Origin of the sequence: Actinoplanes sp. NPDC048796, from assembly GCF_040650035.1 — a bacterium.
GTDB lineage: Bacteria > Actinomycetota > Actinomycetes > Mycobacteriales > Micromonosporaceae > Actinoplanes.
Genome location: NZ_JBEZGO010000025.1, coordinates 1 through 16170, shown reverse-complemented (window position 1 = coordinate 16170; position 16170 = coordinate 1). Strand labels below are relative to the sequence as shown.

Here is a 16170-nt window from a genome sequence, read left to right as displayed (position 1 = left end):
GGGCTCACGGCTGTACGGGCAGGATCGCGCAGGTGGAGAGGGCGGGGAGGCCGGACAGGCGGTGGGTGAGCCAGTCGACGGCGGTGCCCTGGTCGGTCAGCAGGGGGCCGAAGTGGTTCAGCAGGGCGCTGCCCGACTCGAGCTGGGCGATCGGGGCGTAGACGACATTGCCGCCGAGGCGGCACCAGTCTGCGGCCATGGTACGGGCCTGGCCGTGCGGCACGAGGTTGTCCCGGACGCCGGTGGCGACCCGGACGACGCCCGTGGGCTTGCGGGTGCCGATGCGCTGGTCGTCGATGAAGGCGCGCAGGACGGGCTCGGCCGCGGTGACCTCGGCCAGGGACTGGCCGGACGTGGTCCACGATGAGCTCTTCCGGCCGGCGTAGCCGAAGATGCCGTCCCCGACACACATCGTCGACATGGACTTCAGCGCGGCCCGGCCGGCGTCGCTCAGGTACTTGTCGACCAGCGGCCGCAGGGCCGGCTCCGACTGCACGAAACCGTTCACCGACCAGCCCAGGGCGGCCGCGAGCTCACTGCCGTCGATGGCCGCCGTGACCGCGGCCAGGTCGGCCGGCGGAGCACCCGAGTAGGTGGCCTTCAGGCGGACGTCCGGCGCGTACGCCGACTGGAGCTCCGCCGCCGAGGCGACCGCACCGCCGCCCTGGCTGTATCCGTAGAGGCCGACGAGGGACGCCGCCGTGAGCGAGGTGTTCGGGAGCGCCCGGGCCGCGCGGGCCGCGTCCAGCACGGCGTGCCCCTGGTCGACGCGGTTGACGTACGTGTGCACCCGGTCGGGCGTGCCCAGCCCCGGATAGTCGGTCTGCACGACGGCGATGCCCTTGGCCAGGAGCCGGTACAGGGCCAGCACCTCGTACCCGATGGAAATGGTCGTCTGCCCCTGCTCCTGCCCCAGGATCAGGCCCCGTTGCAGGGCCAGGGAGGTGGAGCACTGGTCGCCCTGCCCCATCGTGCCGGGCGCGAGGACCACCAGCGGCCGGGCGCCCGGCCCGCGCCAGGCCGTGGCCGGTTCGACGTAGGCGCCGGTCACGGCGACGGGCCGGCCGGACGCGTCGGTCGACTTGTACATGATCCGGGTCGCGCTGCCGGGCAGGGTTCCACTGATCCCCGGCAGCGACAGGGCGAGCGGCAGCGGCTCGGTGCGAACGAGCGCGCCGTCGGCCGCCGGCAGCGTCGCCGGCGGCGTGTAGAAGGCGGGAATCGTGACGGCGGCGGCCCGCGCGGGCGTGGGCACGGCGATCGAGACGGTGAGCAGAACGGCGGCGGTGAGGGTGCGTTTGAGCATGTCCGGCCTCCACGGGGCTCTGGTTACCGGAAGGTAACTAGAGCACCCGAGACAAACCAGGAGGCGGAACTCTCACTTGCTTTCCCGTACGGCGGTGGTCAGCAGCCGTTTCGTGCGGCGCTGACGGCCACGTCGTCGTACCACAAGGTGTCGGCGCCCTCGCCGTAGCTTTCCCAGCCCAGGCGCAGGTCGGTCAGGGCCGGGCGCCAGGTGCGGTTGAGCCACTGGCTGTCGATGTCGTGGGTCGGTACGCCGTCCTCCCGGAGGCCGGGGACCGAAGTGCCGTTCAGCCAGGTCTCGATGGTGCCGTTGGCGCCGTCCACCTTGTACTCGACGCAGTTCCAGGTGTTCACCGGCAGCGGGGCGGAGAGGGCGACGCCGGCCGGGCTCTGCTCGGGCAGGGTGGCGTCGTCGGAGGCGCGGTTGAACTGCAGCGCGCCGTTCTGGCCGCCGAAGCGCAGGTCGCGGCCGCCGTCCGCCGAGTCCCGCATGGCCACGGCGGTGACGTGCGAGGCCGGGAGGGCGGTGGTGTGCCGCACCCAGAAGCGCACGTACCAGGCCGTTCCGGCGCCGGCGAGGAGCTGGGTGTTGCGGACGAAGACGTGGTTGCAGTAGCCGGCGGCGCCGTTCACGCGCAGGGACGCCGAGCCGCTGTGCGCGACCGCGCGGTCGATGGCGGCGGTGCCCGCGCCGGAGCAGTCCGGGTAGGTGACGGCCCAGTCCCCCGACGGGACGCTGCCGGCCTGGTTCTCGAACCCGTCGCCGGGGCCGGTCGAGGTCGGCGGCGGCGAGGTGGGCGGTGGGGTGGTGGGCGGCGGGGTGGTCGGCGGCGGGGTGGTCGGCGGCGGGGTGGTCGGCGGCGGGGTGGTGGTCTCCTCGTTACAGGAGACGCCGTTGAAGGTGAAGGCGGTGGGTGCGGTGTTGGTTCCGGAGTACGTGGCCTGGAAGCCGAACCGGGCCGACGCGCCCGTCGCCAGCGGGCTGTTCCAGCCGGCGCTGGTCGCGGTGACGACCGGGCCGGACTGGGAGACCGTGGCGTTCCAGCCGTTGGTGATCCGCTGGTCGCCGGCGAAGGTCCAGGACAGGGTCCACGACGTGACCGGCGCCCCGCCGTTGGTGACCTGGACGTCGGCCGTGAATCCGGTGGACCACTGGTTGGCGGTCCATCCCACCGTGCACGCGGGCGCCGCCGACGCGGCCGGCGCCCGTACCACCACCAAGCCCGCCGCGGCCAGAACCACCGCCATCGCGATCCGAGTCCTCACGACTACCTCCTCAACGTTGGGAGCGCTCCCATACATTGATGACTGTAGTTGTGTCGAGTGGTTCGGGGAAGCGTCAGGGCAGCAGGGCGTCGAGGTTCGGCGGCGCGGTCAGCAGGCCGTCGGCCTGAGCCAGGCCGGCCAGGGTCTCGACCGAGGCGCGGTTCACCTCGGACGGCCAGCGGGGCAGGACCAGGGCGGCCCGAGTCTCGGGCGGGATCTTGGTGTAGTCGCCCAGGGCCGCGCGCACCTCGTCCGGGTGCTCGTCGGCGTACGCCAACGACTCCTTCATCGCCTCGGTGAACCGCCGGACCAGGTCGGGATCGCGGGCCAGGAGCTCCTGCGAGGTGAAGTACATGGCCACGGTGAGGTCGGGCGCGACGTCGACATAACTGGAGGCGATCCGGCGGGCGCCCGCGGCCAGCGCCGCCTGCTGGAACGGCTCCACCACGAAGATGGCGTCGACCTGCCCGCTCTGCAGGGCCGGCAACTGGTCGGGGAAGGCCAGCTCGGCGAAGCCGACCTTCGCGGCGTCGCCGCCGGCCTTGCGGACCGAGGCGCGCACGCTCGTCTCGACGATGTTCTTCAAGGTGTTGGCGGCGACCTTGCGGCCGGCGAGGTCCTTGGCCGTACGGATCGGGCTGTCGGCCTTGACGAACAGCCCGGCGAAGTCCTTCCCGTCCACGCCGGTGGAGTTGTTGCCGTTCGAGATGGCCTTGATCGGCACCTTGCGGCTCTGGGCGAGCAGCAGCGAGATCGTGTTGCTGAAGCCGAACTGGAACTCGCCGCTGAGCACGGCCGGCACGATGGCCGAGCCGCCCTGGGCGGTGGTCAGGGTGAGGTCGATGTCGCGCTTGCTGAAGAAGCCCTTGGCCTTGCCCAGATAGATGGGCGCGACGTCGACGATGGCGATGACGCCCGCGTTGACCTTGTCCGGCCCGGCCGAGGCGTCGTCGGGATCGTCGCCGGAGCCGCCGCACGCGGTGACCACGAGGACCGTCGCGACCAGTGCCGCGAGAAGAGGTGAGCGTCGCATCGGAACTCCGTCCAGCCGGCTCCCTGGCAACTTAGATCGACGCGTACCGATCGGTCAACGCAGATGGCGCAACGCCCGGTGAATGTGGCCGCCCGTCTCGGCCAGCGCCCGGCCGGCCGCCTCGGCGGTGACCCCGGCGATCAGCGTCACCACGGCCACCTTCGCGTCGCCGCCGGCCTCGCCCAGCGCCCGCCGGCACGCCTCCGCGTCGGCGCCGGTCGCCTCGGCCAGGATGCGCAGCTGCCGGTCGCGCAGCTTGGCGTTGCTGGCCAGCATGTCGGTCATCAGATTGGAGTACGTGCGCCCGAGCCGGACCATCGTCGCGGTGGAGAAGGCGTTCAGGACCAGCTTCTGCGCGGTTCCGGCCTTCATCCGGGTCGAGCCGGTCAGCACCTCGGGCCCGGTGTCCGGCGCGATGTGCACGTCCACGCCGGAGGCGAGCGGCGAGGCCGGGTTGGCCGACACCAGCACGGTGTGCGCCCCGCAGGCGCGCGCGGCGGCCAGGGCGGCCCGGACGTACGGCGTACGGCCGCTGGCCGTGACCCCGACGACCAGATCACCCGGCACGATCTCGCCGGCCGTGGCCGCCCCCGCGATCTCGTCGTCCTCGGCGTCCTCGGCCGGCCGGGTCAGCGCGTGCGCCCCGCCGGCGATGTGCGCCACGACCCGGCCCGGCTCCAGCCCGAAGGTGGGGATCAGCTCGGCCGCGTCCAGCACGGCCATCCGCCCCGAGGTGCCGGCCCCGACATAGTGCACCCGGCCGCCGCCGGCGAGCGCGGTCACGGCCAGCTCGACCGCCGCCGCCAGCTCGGGCAGCACCTCGGCCACCGCGGCCGGCACCCGCTGGTCCTCGTCGTTGATCAGCGTCAGCAGGTCGAGGGTGGCCATCTGGTCGATCGCGGCGCTGTGCGGGTTGCGCTGCTCGGTGCGCGACAGCGGCACCTCGTCCACCGGCCTCACCCGCGGCTCCGCTCGGCGCCGATCCGCCGGCCCCGCACCGCCGCGTAGGTGGCGTCGAGCGCGGTGCGGGTCTCGGCGTACGTGCGCTGGGCGACGCCGACGAAGACGCAGTCGATGACGGTGAGCTGGGCCAGGCGGCTGGCCATGGCGCCGGAACGGAACGTGGTCTCGCGGGCCGCGGTGGTCAGCACCAGATCGGCGGCCCGGGTGATGGGCGACTTGGGAAAATTGGTGAGCGCGACCGTCCGGGCGCCGCGCCGGCCGGCCTCGGTGAACGCGTCGATGGTGTCGGAGGTCGTGCCGGTGTGCGAGATGCCGAACGCCACGTCCCGCTCGTCGAGCAGGGCGGCGCTGGTCAGGGCCAGGTGGGTGTCGCTCCAGGCGTAGGCGACCCGCCCGATCCGGTACAGCTTCTGCTGGAAGTCGGTGGCCACGAAGGCGCTCGCCCCGACACCGTAGATGTCCACCCGCCGTGCCCCGGCGACCAGGTCGACCACCTGCTCCAGCACGGCGATGTCGATCTGCGAGGCGGTCTCCTCGACCGCGCGGGCGTCGGCGAAGGCGATCTTCTTGACCACCTGGGCCAGATCGTCGCTCGCGCTGATGTCGCTGCCGACCGGCTCCCCGCCGGGAACCGAGCGACCGGCCTCGGCGGCCAAAGTCAGCCGCAGCTGCGAATAGCCGGCGAAGCCCATGGCCCGGCAGAACCGGATCACGGTGGTCTCGCTGGCGCCGGCCCGCACGGCCAGATCGGTGATGGTGAGCCCGGCCGCGGTGGCCGCCTCGTCGATCACCACCCGGGCCACCCGCTGCTCGGCCGGGGACAGCGACGGCAGCAGCCCGCGCGCCCGGACGATCGTTTCCGCTCCTGATGGCATCGTCAGTCTCTCCACGGGCGAGGTACGGTCAGCGGACTATGAGCGCGACGACGGTCGCCGGCCTCGACGCGGGCGCCACGACGACAAGATGCGTGATAGCCACCCTCGACGGCACGGTGGTGAGCCGCGGCACGTCCGGCGGCGCCAACCGGAACAGCAGTCACGGCGAGATCGGCGCGACGTTGGCGGCGGCGCTCACCGGGGCGCTGGCCACAGTCGACCGCTCGGCGGTACGGATCGGCGTGCTGGGCGGGGCCGGCTCGGCGGGCGCCGGCCGGGAGGCGTTCCGGGCCGCCGCCCGCCGGGCTTGGCACAGTGCCGGCCTGACCGGCGAGGTGGTCACGGTGACCGACCTCGAGGTGGCGTACGCGGCGGGCACCACCGCTCCCGACGGCGTGCTCCTGCTCGCGGGCACGGGCGCCCTGGCCGCCCGCTTCACGAACGGGATCCTCGCCCACCGCTGCGACGGTTACGGCTGGCTCCTGGGCGACGAGGGCTCCGCGGTGTGGATCGGCGTACGGGCTTTGCGGGCCGCCCTGGCCGCCCTGGACGGCCGAGGCGAGGGGACCGCGATGGTGGAGGCCGCCGAGGCCCACTTCGGGGTGGGAACAACACAGAACGCCAGCGCCGAGCGGCGGGCGCAAGCCCTGGTGTCCGCGGGATTCGCCGCCGCCCCGGCGCGGCTCGGTGTGCTGGCGCCGGCGGTCGGTGCGGCGGCGGAGGCCGGGGATGCCGTGGCGGCGCGGATCTGCGCCGAGGCGGCGAATCGGCTGTTGCACACCTACGACAGCGTCGGGCCGCCACCCGGCGCTGTCGTGGTGCTGGCCGGGTCCGTGCTGCTCGGGCCCGGACCGGTCGGTCGCGCGGTGCGGGCCGGCCTGACGGCCCGTGGTGTCACACGGCCCCGGCCGGCGCTCGACGGCGCCGGCGGGGCCGCGGCCCTGGCCCTCGGACGGCTCACCGGCGCCCCCGTGCCCCCGGTGGTGCACGCCCGCCTGACCAGCAGCCTTCACGACCCGGACCGCGCGCCGAGCGAACCAGACCCGGTGGGCGAGGAGGGGCGCGGGTAGAGCAGGTAGGGGCGGCGCTGTTTCTGGAAGGCGGCCAACTCCGCCGCCCAGGCGCCGGTCACCTCGGCCGGGGTGGCGCCGGCGTCGATCATGGTGCGGAGGCGGGCGGAGCCGGTCAGCAGGTCGATCCAGTGCCGGGTGCCGTCCAGGCGCCAGCTGAAGGCCGGCTCCTTGCGGGCCTCGACCAGCATGGCCACCGCCGTACGGATGGGGTCGAACCCGGCTTTGCCGGTTACCTTCACCTCGACGCCGGCGCACAGGACGTTCGTGAACTTGTTGAACGTCGGGGTGAAGTACGCCTCGCGGAACTCCACGCCGGGCAGGCCGTGCGCGGCCACCCGGTCGCCCCAGCGGTGGTCGAAGCCGGGGCCGCCGATCAGTTCGAACGGGCGGGTCGTGCCGCGGCCCTCGGACAGGGCCGACACCCCCTCGACCATGCCGGTGCCGGGGTAGACCTCCGCCGTGTCCGGCGTCGGCATGTTCGGGCTCGGCAGGACCCACGGGACGTCGGTGTCGCTCGCGTGCAGGCCACCGTGCCAGCCCGTGCAGGTGATCACCTCGAGGTTCACCGCGCCGGACAGGAACTCGCCGTTGTAGAAGCGGGCCAGCTCGCCGACCGTCAGGCCGTGCTGCTGGACGATCTTCAGGCGGCCCACCCCGGACGTGTAGCCGTCGGTCATCATCGGGCCGTGGGCGCGCCCGCCGATCGGGTTCGGCCGGTCCAGCACCACGTAGCGCAGGCCGAGCCGGGCGGCCGCGGCCATCGAGTCGTACAGCGTGTAGATGTAGGTGTAGAAGCGGGCGCCGACGTCCTGGATGTCGAAGACGACCGTTCGCACCGCCGAGGCGGTGAACATCGACATCCACTTCTCGAGCGAGGCCAGGTACGCGTCGTAGACCGTCAAGCCGGTGCGCGCGTCGACGCCGGTGCCCTCGCTGCCACCGGCCTGCGCCGAGCCGCGGAAACCGTGTTCGGGCCCGAAGACGCCCCCGATGGTCACGCCGTCCTCGTGCATCCGGTCGACCAGATGCCGGTAGTCGCGGTCCACTCCGGTCGGGTTGGAGACGACGCCGACGCGCGAGCCCTTCAGCCTGTCCCAGCCGGAGGCGGCCAGCCGGTCCATGCCGGTCCGCACCCGCGCCCGTGTCCCGGCCGGTGGAGAAGCATCGGCCGCGGCCGGAACCGACACCGCCGCCAGCCCGGCCACGGTGAAGACCGACCGGCGCCTCACCGGACGCTCCAGGTCAGCCCGTGCCCGAACGGGTAGGCGCCGGGAATCTCGACCGGCAGTTTGCCGCGCGGCGGCACCACCCCGAGCAGCACCTTGGCCAGCGACTCCATGGAGACCACCGAATAGCTGTACGTGGCCAGGGACGTACGCGCCTCGGGCAGCGCGGCGACGTCGTACGGATCGCGGACCGGTACCAGAACGACCGGCTTGCCCGTCGCCACCAGGGCCCGGACCAGGGCCTGCTGCCGCCCGCCCGGATCGGCCGTGGTGGTGTCCCAGGCCCGGCTGGTCAGCACCACCGTCAGATCGTGCGTCCCCGCCGCCGCCACCGCCTCGGCGATCTTCGCGTCGTTCGGGACGCCCGTGACCAGACCGGTGCCGCCCAGCGCCGTGGCGAGCACCCCGATGTTGTTCGTCGCGCTGGAGTTCCACCCGGTCACCAGCACCGACGTGCCGCGCGTGAACGGCAGCACCCCGTCGTCGTTGCGGATCGCCGTGATCGTGCGGTCGGTGACGCTCCGCGCGACCCTCAGGTGCCCGGCCGATCCGACGATCCGCGCGGCGGCGGCCGGGTCGACCGGTTGCCACGACAGCAGGCCGCGCTTCTGCTTGAGCTTGAGGATCCGGCGTACGGACTCGTCGATCCGGGCCTCGGTCAGCTCACCCGACGCCACCGCCGCGAGCACCGCGTCGTAGGCCACCGGCATGTTCGGCGGCATCAGCAGCATGTCCACGCCGGCCTTCAGGGCCAGCACCGGCACCCGCTCGTCGCCGTACTTCTGCCGTACCCCGGCCATCTCCAGCGAGTCGGTGACCACCACGCCCCGGTAGCCCAGCTCGCCCCGGAGCAGCCCGGTGATGATCGGCTTGGACAGGGTGGCCGGGTCGCCGGCGGGGTCGAGCGCCGGCACCACGATGTGCGCGCTCATGATCGCGTCGGCGCCGGCGGCGATGGCGGCCTTGAACGGCGGCGCGTCGATCCTCTCCCACTCGGCCCGGGTGTGGGTGATCACCGGCAGGCCGGTGTGGCTGTCGGTGGCCGTGTCGCCGTGTCCCGGGAAGTGCTTGGCCGCGGCCGACGTGTTCGCGCCCGTCTGGAGTCCGGCGATCTGGCTCACGGTGAGCGCCGCCGCCAGCCTCGGATCGCTGCTGAACGAGCGCACCCCGATCACCGGGTTGGCCGGGTTGACGTTCACGTCGGCGTCCGGGGCCCAGGCCTGGGTGATGCCGACGGCGCGCAGCTCGGCCCCGGTGACCTGCCCGGTACGGTAGGCGTCGATCGGGTTGCGCCCGGCCCCCAGGGCCATCCCGCCCGGGAACTGGGTGGCCGGCGCCGGCATCCGGGTGACCACGCCGTGTTCCTGGTCGGTCGAGATGGACAGCGGCACCCCGGTGGCCGCCGCCTGGAGCCCGTTGCTGAGCGTGGCGATCTGGCTCGGGTTCTGCAGGCTGTTCGTCCAGGCGAAGTAGATGACCCCGCCGAGGTGGTATTTGGCGACGACCTCGGCCGGCGTGCTCACCCCGTACAGCCGCTGGTTCTCGGCTGACGGCGTCGACGCGTCGCCGCCGTAGACGTACGTGGTGAAGAGCTGCCCGACCTTCTCCGGCAGCGTCATCCGGGCCAGCGCGGCCTCGACCGGTGAGGCCGTCGGCACCCCGGCGGCCGGCACCCCGAGGGCGGCAACGGCGAGAAAAGCGACCGTACGCGTTCGCATGTTGTCGGAAGGTAGCCGGGTCACGGAGCGATGGCAATAACCTTCGCCCCTCTTGCAAGTCACGAAGGAAACCTCCATCCTCGACGAATCGACGTATTGAGGAGCGTTGATGATTACAGCTCTCGTCGCACCCCTTCTGCTGGTGGCGTGCCTGGTCACACCGGCCGACATCCACTTCCGGCACGACGTGCTGCGCCCCGGCACGGCACGCCAGGCCGGCCTGTCGCCCGGCCCGATCGCCGCCCTGCCCGGCATCGCCGAGTCGTATTTGCGACCCACGGCCGACCACCCCGATCACCCCACGTACGCGGGCGCCACCGTGCTCGCCGCGCACCACGGGGTCGTGGTGTCACGCTTCGCGGTCGGTGACGCGGTCCGCTACACCGCGGGCCCCTCCGAGCTTCCCCCCCAGCAGCGCGTCCCCGCCCGTACCGACACGCTCTGGGACCTGGCTTCGATCTCCAAGCTCTTCACCACGATCGTCGTGCTCCAGCAGGCCGAGGCGGGCCGGGTCGATCTGGACGCGCCGGTCGCGAACTACGTCCCGGAGTTCGCGGCCGGCGGCAAAGAGGCAGTGACCATCAAGCAATTGCTGACGCACACCTCGGGCCTGCCCGCCTTTCTGCCGTTCTATTCGCTGTACAAGACTCCCGAGGAACGTTTCGCGGCCGCGCTGGCCACGCCGATCACCCCCGGCCGGAAATACGTCTACTCGGACATCGGGCTCATCGCGCTCGGCGTTCTGGTCGAGCGGGTCACCGGCAAGACCCTCGACCGGGCCGTACGGGACGGCGTGACCGGCCCGCTGCGGATGCGCGACACCGGATACAACCCGGGGCCGGAGCTTCGCCCGCGTATCGCGGCCACCGAATACCAGCCGTACGTCGATCGGGGTCTGGTCTGGGGTGAGGTGCACGACGAGAACGCGTGGTCGCTGGGCGGCGTGGCCGGGCACGCGGGTGTCTTCTCCACCGCGGACGATCTCGCGATTCTGTGTCAGACCCTGCTCAACGGCGGCAGTTACCGGGGAAAGCGGATCCTCTCCACCGCAATGGTCCGGCGGGCGCTGGTCAACTACAACGCCGACCTGCTCGAGCAGAATCCGGAAAGCGCGCGCGGGCTCGGCTTCGAGCTGTCCAAGTACTGGTACATGGACGGCATGACCTCGCCGGTCACGTTCGGGCACACCGGATTCACCGGTACGTCGATCGTCATCGACCCGCTCGACCAGTCGTTCCTCATTCTGCTCAGCAACCGCGTCCACCCGGACCGCGCCTGGGGAAGCAACAATGTCGCCCGGCGCGCTCTCGCCCGCACCTTCGCCGGCGCCCATCCCGTCAAAGGCCACGGCTGGCGTACGGAATTACGCGACAACGCCACCATGACGCTTACCGCCCCTCTGCGGCAGCCGGCGGGCGAGCGGGCCCGAGCCTCCTTCCATTTGTGGTACGACACGGAGCCGAACCGCGACATCCTGACCGTCGAGTCGTCGGCGGACGGCGTGGCCTGGACGCCTCTGCCCTTCAGCCTGAGCGGCGACGGCACGCTCAGCGGTTTCGGCGGCCGCCGCTGGTGGCCGGCCGGCGCCGCCATTCCGGCCGGCACGACTCAGGTGCGTTTCACCTACCGCACCGACGCCAATTCGCAGGGCCGCGGCGTCCGGCTCGACCGGCTCCGCGTTCACGAGCCCGGCACGATTCTCGTCGACGGCCGCACTCCCCTGATCGCCGACGGCTGGACCTCGTCACCGACCGCATAGGAGCCGAGCATGGAACACACGATCAGCCGGCGTGGGCTTCTCCAGGGCGCGGCGGGCGTCACCGCCGCGAGCGCGCTCGCCGGGTGCGCGATGGGCGGCGACGACGCCGAGGGCGACGCCAAGGGTTCGGTGAGCGCGGGCAACCCGCTCGGCGTGAAGGAGGACGCCCCGCTCGAGGTGGTCATCTTCAACGGCGGCTTCGGCGAGGACTACGCCAAGGCCCACGAGGCCATGTACAAGCAGCGCTACCCCCAGGCGGAGATCAAGCACTCGGCCACCCAGCAGATCGCCGAGACGCTTCAGCCCCGTTTCGTGGCCGGCGATCCGCCCGACGTCGTCAACAACTCGGGCGGCAGCCAGATCGACTTCAACGGCCTGGTCTCGCAGGGCGCCCTGGCCGACCTCGGCGAGCTGCTGGACGCGCCGAGCCTCGACGTCCCGGACAAGAAAGTGCGGGACACCCTGCTTCCCGGCATCGTCGACGTCGGTTCGTACGACGGGAAGTTCCTGTCGTTGAATTACGCCTATTCCGCGTACGGCATCTGGTATTCGCAGAAGCTGTTCGACGCCCACGGCTGGACGTATCCGAAGACCTGGGACGAGATGATCGCCCTGTGCCAGCAGATCAAGGCGGCCGGCATCGCGCCCTGGACCTATCCGGGTAAACACGCGCGTTACCTGAGCTGGCCGATCATCGCGGCCGCCGGGAAGATGGGCGGCCTCGAGGTCATCAAGGCCATCGACAACCTCGAGCCGAACGCCTGGAAACACGAGGCGGTCAAGACCGCGGCCGAGGCGTACTACCAACTCGCCGTCGACGGATTCCTCGAACCCGGCGCCGAGGGCATGGACCACGTCCAATCGCAGACCGAATGGTGCCGGGGCAAGGCCGCCTTCCTTTCCTGCGGATCGTGGCTCGAGAACGAGCAGAAAGCCGTCACCCCGCCCGATTTCCGGATGGCGGTCGCGCCCACGCCGAGCCTCACCACGAGCGACAAGATGCCGTACGAGGCGTTCCGCGGCACCGGCAGCGAACCGTTCGTCGTGCCGTCCAAGGGCAAGAACGTGCGCGGCGGCCTCGAATACCTGCGCGTCATGCTCTCGCAGAAGGGCGCCTCCGATTTCACCCGCAAGGTCAGCAGCCTCACGGCGGTTCAGGGCTCCAGCGCCGGCATCGAACTCGGCCCGGGCCTGACCTCGGTCCAGAAACTGATCGACGCGTCCCAGGGCACCGCGTTCACATGGCTCTACTCGTCGTATTACCGCAAGCTCGAACGGGAACGGGTCGACGCGGCCAGCGCCGAACTGTTCGCCAAGCGCATCACGGCCGCCCAGTGGTGCGACAAAATCCAGAAATCGGCCGACGAGTTCGCCCAGGACCCCGCGATCAAGAAGTACAAGCGGTCCTGACGTGCCCGGCAAACGCCTGTTCATCGCCGTCTTCCTGCTACCACCCCTGCTGCTGTACGGGATTTTCGTCGTCTCGCCGTACGCGCAGGCGTTTCCGATCGCGGGAACGAACTGGAGCGGGCTCTCCCCCACGTACGACTTCGTCGGGCTCGACAATTTCCGGCGGCTGCTGAGCGACGGCTATTTCTGGAACGCGCTGCGGCACAACGGATTGCTGCTCGTGCTGCTGCCGGTGGTGACGATCCTGCTCGGCCTCTTCTTCGCCTCGATGATCAGCGTGGGCGGGCGGGCCGACCGGGTGGGCGTCCACGGCGTACGGGGGGCGGGTTTCTACCGGGTCGTCTACTTCTTTCCGCAGGTGCTGTCGGTGGCGATCGTCGGCGTCCTCTGGAAGGAGATGTACGCCCCGCACACCGGCCTGATCAACGGCTTCCTCCGCGCGGCCGGCCTGGACGGCCTGGCGGTGGCCTGGCTGGGCGACCCGCGGTTCTCCTTCTGGTGCGTGATGGCCGTGATGATCTGGATGAACGTGGGTTTCTACGTGGTCCTGTTCAGCGCGGCCATGCAATCCCTACCCCGCGACCTGTACGAGGCCGCCCTGCTCGACGGCGCCGGCCGGCTCACCACGCTGGTGCGGCTGACTGTGCCGCTGGTGTGGGACACGATCCAGGTCGCCTGGGTGTACCTGGCCATCATCGCCATCGACGGCTTCGCCATCGTGCAGATCGTCACCGACGGCGGCCCGTCGTCCTCGTCGGACGTGGTGGGGTTGCGGCTCTACAAGACGGCGTTCGCCGACGGCCAGTTCGGCTACGCGTCGGCCATCGGGGTCGCGATGTTCTTCCTGACCCTCACCGTGGCGGCGATGTTCCTGCGGGTGACCCGGCGGGAACGGGTGGAGTTGTAGATGGCCGTGCTGACCCGCCCGCGGGCGCCCGTTCAGTCGCCCGCCCGGCCTCGCTCCTCGCCGCCCGTGCTGTCCCACCTGTTCCTCGCCGGCTGGGCGTTGCTGACCACGCTGCCGCTGCTGTGGGCGGTGGTGAGCTCGTTCAAAAGCGACGACGAGATCCTCACCAGCCCGTGGAGCCTGCCGTCGAGGCCGCGCTGGGAGAACTGGGCGCGGGCCTGGAACGAGGCCCACATCGGCCGCTACTTCCTGAACAGCGCGATCGTGGTGACCGGCGCCCTCATCCTGACCATGCTGTTCGGCGCCATGGCGGCATACGTGCTGGCCCGCTACAAATTCCGGGGCGGCCGGGTCGTCTACTACGCCTTCGTGGGCGGCATGATGTTCCCGGTCTTCCTGGCGCTGGTGCCGCTGTTCTTCGTCGTACGAGATCTGGGAATGCTCGGCACGTTGCCCGGCCTCACGCTGGTGTACGCCGCGTACTCCCTGCCGTTCACGGTCTTCTTCCTGACCGCGTTCTTCCGCACCCTGCCGACCGCGGTAGCCGAGGCGGCGATGGTCGACGGGTGCGGCCACTTCGGCCTGTTCTTCCGCGTCATGTTGCCGATGGCCCGCCCCGGCCTGGTCAGCGTCGGCATCTTCAACTTCCTGTTCCAGTGGAACCAGTACGTCCTGCCCATAGTCCTGATGCAGGGCGAGGGCGCCGACCAGAACTGGGTGCTGGCCCAGGGCTTGACCGCGCTGGCCGTCAACGAGGGCTACCAGGGCGACTTCAGCGGCCTGTTCGCCGGCATGACCATAGCCATGCTCCCCGTCCTGGCCGGCTACCTCCTCTTCCACCGCCAGGTCCAGAGCGGCCTGGCCGCCGGCCAGCTCCGCTGAGAACGGCGGCGCTCGCGCGGTTCCGAGGTGGCCGGCCGGTCGGTGCCCAGAACGAACGTGGTCTGCCCGATTGCCACGGCGAGGTGCTTCACGCGCCCGGTGTCCGGTTGCCTTCCTCCCGTGAACTGGTGTCGTGGTCGCGCCCCGCCCTGTTCCGAGGCCCCCGCTGAGCCTGACGCCGGTATCGTCGTTCCGCCGGACCGTGGCCGGTTTCGATCTGCGTCCGGGGCTTCCGGATCTGTCGATGTTTCCTCGCAGATTCTGTGCCGCGCTCTCGATCGGGGCGCCTCCGCCGTCGCCTTCGAGGACCCCACCGTGGCCGACTACCCGGCTCAGGCCGAGAAGGCCGGCCCGCGCGCCCACCGCATCCTCGTGGACCGGGCCGGTCCGCGTCGACCGGCTCAGCGACGAGGTAGCCGCGGTCGTCACCCCGGCCCACCAGTTCCCCGTCGGCGTCACCCTCAGCCCCGAACGACGTGTGGCCCTGATCGACTGGGCCCGGCGCACCGGCTCCGTCGTCGTCGAGGACGACTACGACGGGGAATTCCGCTACGACCGCCAGCCGGTCGGTGCGCTGCAGGGCCTCGATCCCGACAGCGTCGTGTACACCGGGACGGTCAGCAAGACCATCGCGCCCGGCCTGCGGATGGCCTGGCTGGCCGCGCCCACCCACCTGATCCCCGCCCTCTCGCACGCCTTGCGCTTCGACGAGAGCCACGTCAACACAATCGACCAGCTCGTCCTCGCGCGCCTGATCGAGCGCGGCGACCTCGATCGGCATCTGCGCCGCTGCCGCACCCGATACCGGCACCGCCGTGACCAGCTGGGGAAGACCGTCGCCGCTCGGTTGCCCGGCGCCCGGCTGACCGGAATCGCGGCCGGCCTCCACGCCGTGCTGCACCTGCCCGGAACCGCGAACCACGAACCCGAACTGCTCGACCGGCTGGCCGAGCAGGGCGTCGCCACGGAAACGTCGAGCTCGTTCCACCACCGACACGCGGCGGCCTCCCTCGGCCTCGTCGTCGGCTACGGCACACCACCACAGCACGCCTACGACGGCGCGATATCCGCCCTCGTCACGGCCGTCCGAGCACATCTCGGACAGACGACGCCGTAGCACGGCACCGATGCGGCCGGTCCGGGTGCATGATGTTCCTGGGTCTTCCCGGCCGCGTTCCCCCGCAGCCTGCCCACCGCCGTGGCCGAAGCGGCGCCGCCTTCCCGCCCAGGTGCCGGGGCGCCGGTCGCCCAGACACCTCGACTACAACGGGTCGCGCTTGGCGTCGCATGACATCGTTGGCTCTGGAGTCCGTGGCGGTACAGGCCTCAGCCAGGAGATCGCATGAATCGTCGAAGCCCTTTCTTCAGGATTGCAGCATTGGTGATGGCAGGGCTGTCCGGATTCCTTGCGATAATCTTCTCCCCGTTGATTTTGTCAAGGCTTAACCGCCTTGATCGAGGGCACTGGGAGACGCTCAGCAACGTCGGGCAGGCCTACGGTGGGATATCGGCCATCCTGACCGCACTGGCCTTGATCGGAGTCGTCGCTTCGCTCTTCCTGCAACGGCATCAGGCCGAAATAGCTCGGACCCAGGCGATCCGAGCCTTCCAGCTTCAAATGCTTGCCCTGTGTCTCGACCGTCCGGAAACGTACTACCGGGTCTGCTGCACAGATAGGTGACATCTGAGATGGCTTGCCGTGACGGCGGGCTGGAAGGATGTTGCTGTGCCCAAGCCCTACCCTCGTGAGTTC

14 protein-coding genes are annotated in these 16170 nt (G+C 71.0%); 7 read left to right on the top strand and 7 right to left on the bottom strand.

What is annotated here, in order from left to right; translation table 11 throughout:
* Nucleotides 1–4: 4 nt before the first annotated feature.
* The 5 genes from AB0C26_RS44580 to AB0C26_RS44560 form a co-directional block, all read right to left on the bottom strand.
* The gene (locus tag AB0C26_RS44580; RefSeq protein ID WP_360260928.1) at nucleotides 5–1306 is read right to left on the bottom strand and encodes a lipase family protein; all 1302 of its coding nucleotides are present in this window, start codon (nucleotides 1304–1306) and stop codon (nucleotides 5–7) included.
* Nucleotides 1307–1404: 98 nt separating this feature from the next.
* On the bottom strand, nucleotides 1405–2571 hold the full coding sequence (locus AB0C26_RS44575) for a cellulose-binding domain-containing protein (RefSeq protein ID WP_360260926.1): 1167 nt from the start codon (nucleotides 2569–2571) through the stop codon (nucleotides 1405–1407).
* A gap of 73 nt (nucleotides 2572–2644) precedes the next feature.
* Nucleotides 2645–3604 carry an ABC transporter substrate-binding protein gene (locus AB0C26_RS44570; protein ID WP_360260923.1) on the bottom strand — a complete coding sequence of 320 codons (960 nt, stop codon included), beginning with the start codon at nucleotides 3602–3604 and terminating at the stop codon, nucleotides 2645–2647.
* A 54-nt stretch (nucleotides 3605–3658) separates the two neighbouring features.
* Nucleotides 3659–4564 carry an N-acetylmuramic acid 6-phosphate etherase gene (murQ, locus tag AB0C26_RS44565; protein ID WP_360260921.1) on the bottom strand — a complete coding sequence of 302 codons (906 nt, stop codon included), beginning with the start codon at nucleotides 4562–4564 and terminating at the stop codon, nucleotides 3659–3661.
* Nucleotides 4561–5442 (bottom strand): MurR/RpiR family transcriptional regulator, encoded by an 882-nt coding sequence (locus AB0C26_RS44560; protein ID WP_360260919.1) that lies wholly within the window; start codon nucleotides 5440–5442, stop codon nucleotides 4561–4563. The genes murQ and AB0C26_RS44560 overlap by 4 nt, the downstream gene beginning before the upstream one ends.
* A 38-nt stretch (nucleotides 5443–5480) precedes the next feature.
* Between AB0C26_RS44560 and AB0C26_RS44555 the strand changes: the two genes are divergently transcribed.
* Complete coding sequence (locus AB0C26_RS44555; protein WP_360260916.1) at nucleotides 5481–6512, top strand: BadF/BadG/BcrA/BcrD ATPase family protein; 1032 nt, start codon at nucleotides 5481–5483, stop codon at nucleotides 6510–6512.
* On the opposite strand, the gene AB0C26_RS44550 is transcribed toward AB0C26_RS44555, so the two are convergent.
* Both AB0C26_RS44550 and AB0C26_RS44545 read right to left on the bottom strand, forming a co-directional pair.
* Nucleotides 6452–7744, bottom strand: coding sequence for a DUF1343 domain-containing protein (locus AB0C26_RS44550; protein ID WP_360260914.1), 1293 nt, complete (start codon nucleotides 7742–7744; stop codon nucleotides 6452–6454). The two genes, AB0C26_RS44555 and AB0C26_RS44550, sit on opposite strands and share 61 nt — an antisense overlap.
* Nucleotides 7741–9459: a glycoside hydrolase family 3 N-terminal domain-containing protein gene (locus AB0C26_RS44545; protein WP_360260912.1), complete on the bottom strand. Its 1719-nt coding sequence runs from the start codon at nucleotides 9457–9459 to the stop codon at nucleotides 7741–7743. Before AB0C26_RS44545 ends, AB0C26_RS44550 begins: the two co-directional genes overlap by 4 nt.
* Before the next feature lie 109 nt (nucleotides 9460–9568).
* Here AB0C26_RS44545 and AB0C26_RS44540 point away from each other — a divergent pair, with 109 nt between their 5' ends.
* The 6 genes from AB0C26_RS44540 (at nucleotide 9569) to AB0C26_RS44515 (ending at nucleotide 16098) form a co-directional block, all read left to right on the top strand.
* A complete protein-coding gene (locus tag AB0C26_RS44540; protein WP_360260910.1) occupies nucleotides 9569–11218 on the top strand; it encodes a serine hydrolase in 1650 nt (549 codons plus the stop codon).
* Between the two features lie 9 nt (nucleotides 11219–11227).
* On the top strand, nucleotides 11228–12628 hold the full coding sequence (ngcE, locus tag AB0C26_RS44535; RefSeq protein ID WP_360260907.1) for an N-acetylglucosamine/diacetylchitobiose ABC transporter substrate-binding protein: 1401 nt from the start codon (nucleotides 11228–11230) through the stop codon (nucleotides 12626–12628).
* A gap of 1 nt (nucleotide 12629) precedes the next feature.
* Entirely contained in the window at nucleotides 12630–13535 is a 906-nt protein-coding gene (locus AB0C26_RS44530; protein ID WP_360260905.1) for a sugar ABC transporter permease, read from the top strand.
* Nucleotides 13536–14417: a carbohydrate ABC transporter permease gene (locus AB0C26_RS44525; protein WP_360260903.1), complete on the top strand. Its 882-nt coding sequence runs from the start codon at nucleotides 13536–13538 to the stop codon at nucleotides 14415–14417.
* A 244-nt stretch (nucleotides 14418–14661) separates the two neighbouring features.
* On the top strand, nucleotides 14662–15534 hold the full coding sequence (locus AB0C26_RS44520) for a PLP-dependent aminotransferase family protein (RefSeq protein WP_360260900.1): 873 nt from the start codon (nucleotides 14662–14664) through the stop codon (nucleotides 15532–15534).
* Nucleotides 15535–15759: 225 nt separating this feature from the next.
* Entirely contained in the window at nucleotides 15760–16098 is a 339-nt protein-coding gene (locus tag AB0C26_RS44515; RefSeq protein WP_360260897.1) for a DUF6082 family protein, read from the top strand.
* The last annotated feature ends 72 nt before the right edge of the window (nucleotides 16099–16170 follow it).

Excerpts from the sequence above, each read along its gene's own strand:
- AB0C26_RS44580 (WP_360260928.1), bottom strand. The coding sequence starts at position 1,306 with ATGCTCAAACGCACCCTCACCGCCGCCGTTCTGCTCACCGTCTCGATC.
- AB0C26_RS44570 (WP_360260923.1), bottom strand. The coding sequence starts at position 3,604 with ATGCGACGCTCACCTCTTCTCGCGGCACTGGTCGCGACGGTCCTCGTG.
- AB0C26_RS44560 (WP_360260919.1), bottom strand. The coding sequence starts at position 5,442 with ATGCCATCAGGAGCGGAAACGATCGTCCGGGCGCGCGGGCTGCTGCCG.
- AB0C26_RS44555 (WP_360260916.1), top strand. The coding sequence starts at position 5,481 with ATGAGCGCGACGACGGTCGCCGGCCTCGACGCGGGCGCCACGACGACA.
- AB0C26_RS44545 (WP_360260912.1), bottom strand. The coding sequence starts at position 9,459 with ATGCGAACGCGTACGGTCGCTTTTCTCGCCGTTGCCGCCCTCGGGGTG.
- AB0C26_RS44540 (WP_360260910.1), top strand. The coding sequence starts at position 9,569 with ATGATTACAGCTCTCGTCGCACCCCTTCTGCTGGTGGCGTGCCTGGTC.
- ngcE (WP_360260907.1), top strand. The coding sequence starts at position 11,228 with ATGGAACACACGATCAGCCGGCGTGGGCTTCTCCAGGGCGCGGCGGGC.
- AB0C26_RS44525 (WP_360260903.1), top strand. The coding sequence starts at position 13,536 with ATGGCCGTGCTGACCCGCCCGCGGGCGCCCGTTCAGTCGCCCGCCCGG.
- AB0C26_RS44520 (WP_360260900.1), top strand. The coding sequence starts at position 14,662 with ATGTTTCCTCGCAGATTCTGTGCCGCGCTCTCGATCGGGGCGCCTCCG.
- AB0C26_RS44515 (WP_360260897.1), top strand. The coding sequence starts at position 15,760 with ATGAATCGTCGAAGCCCTTTCTTCAGGATTGCAGCATTGGTGATGGCA.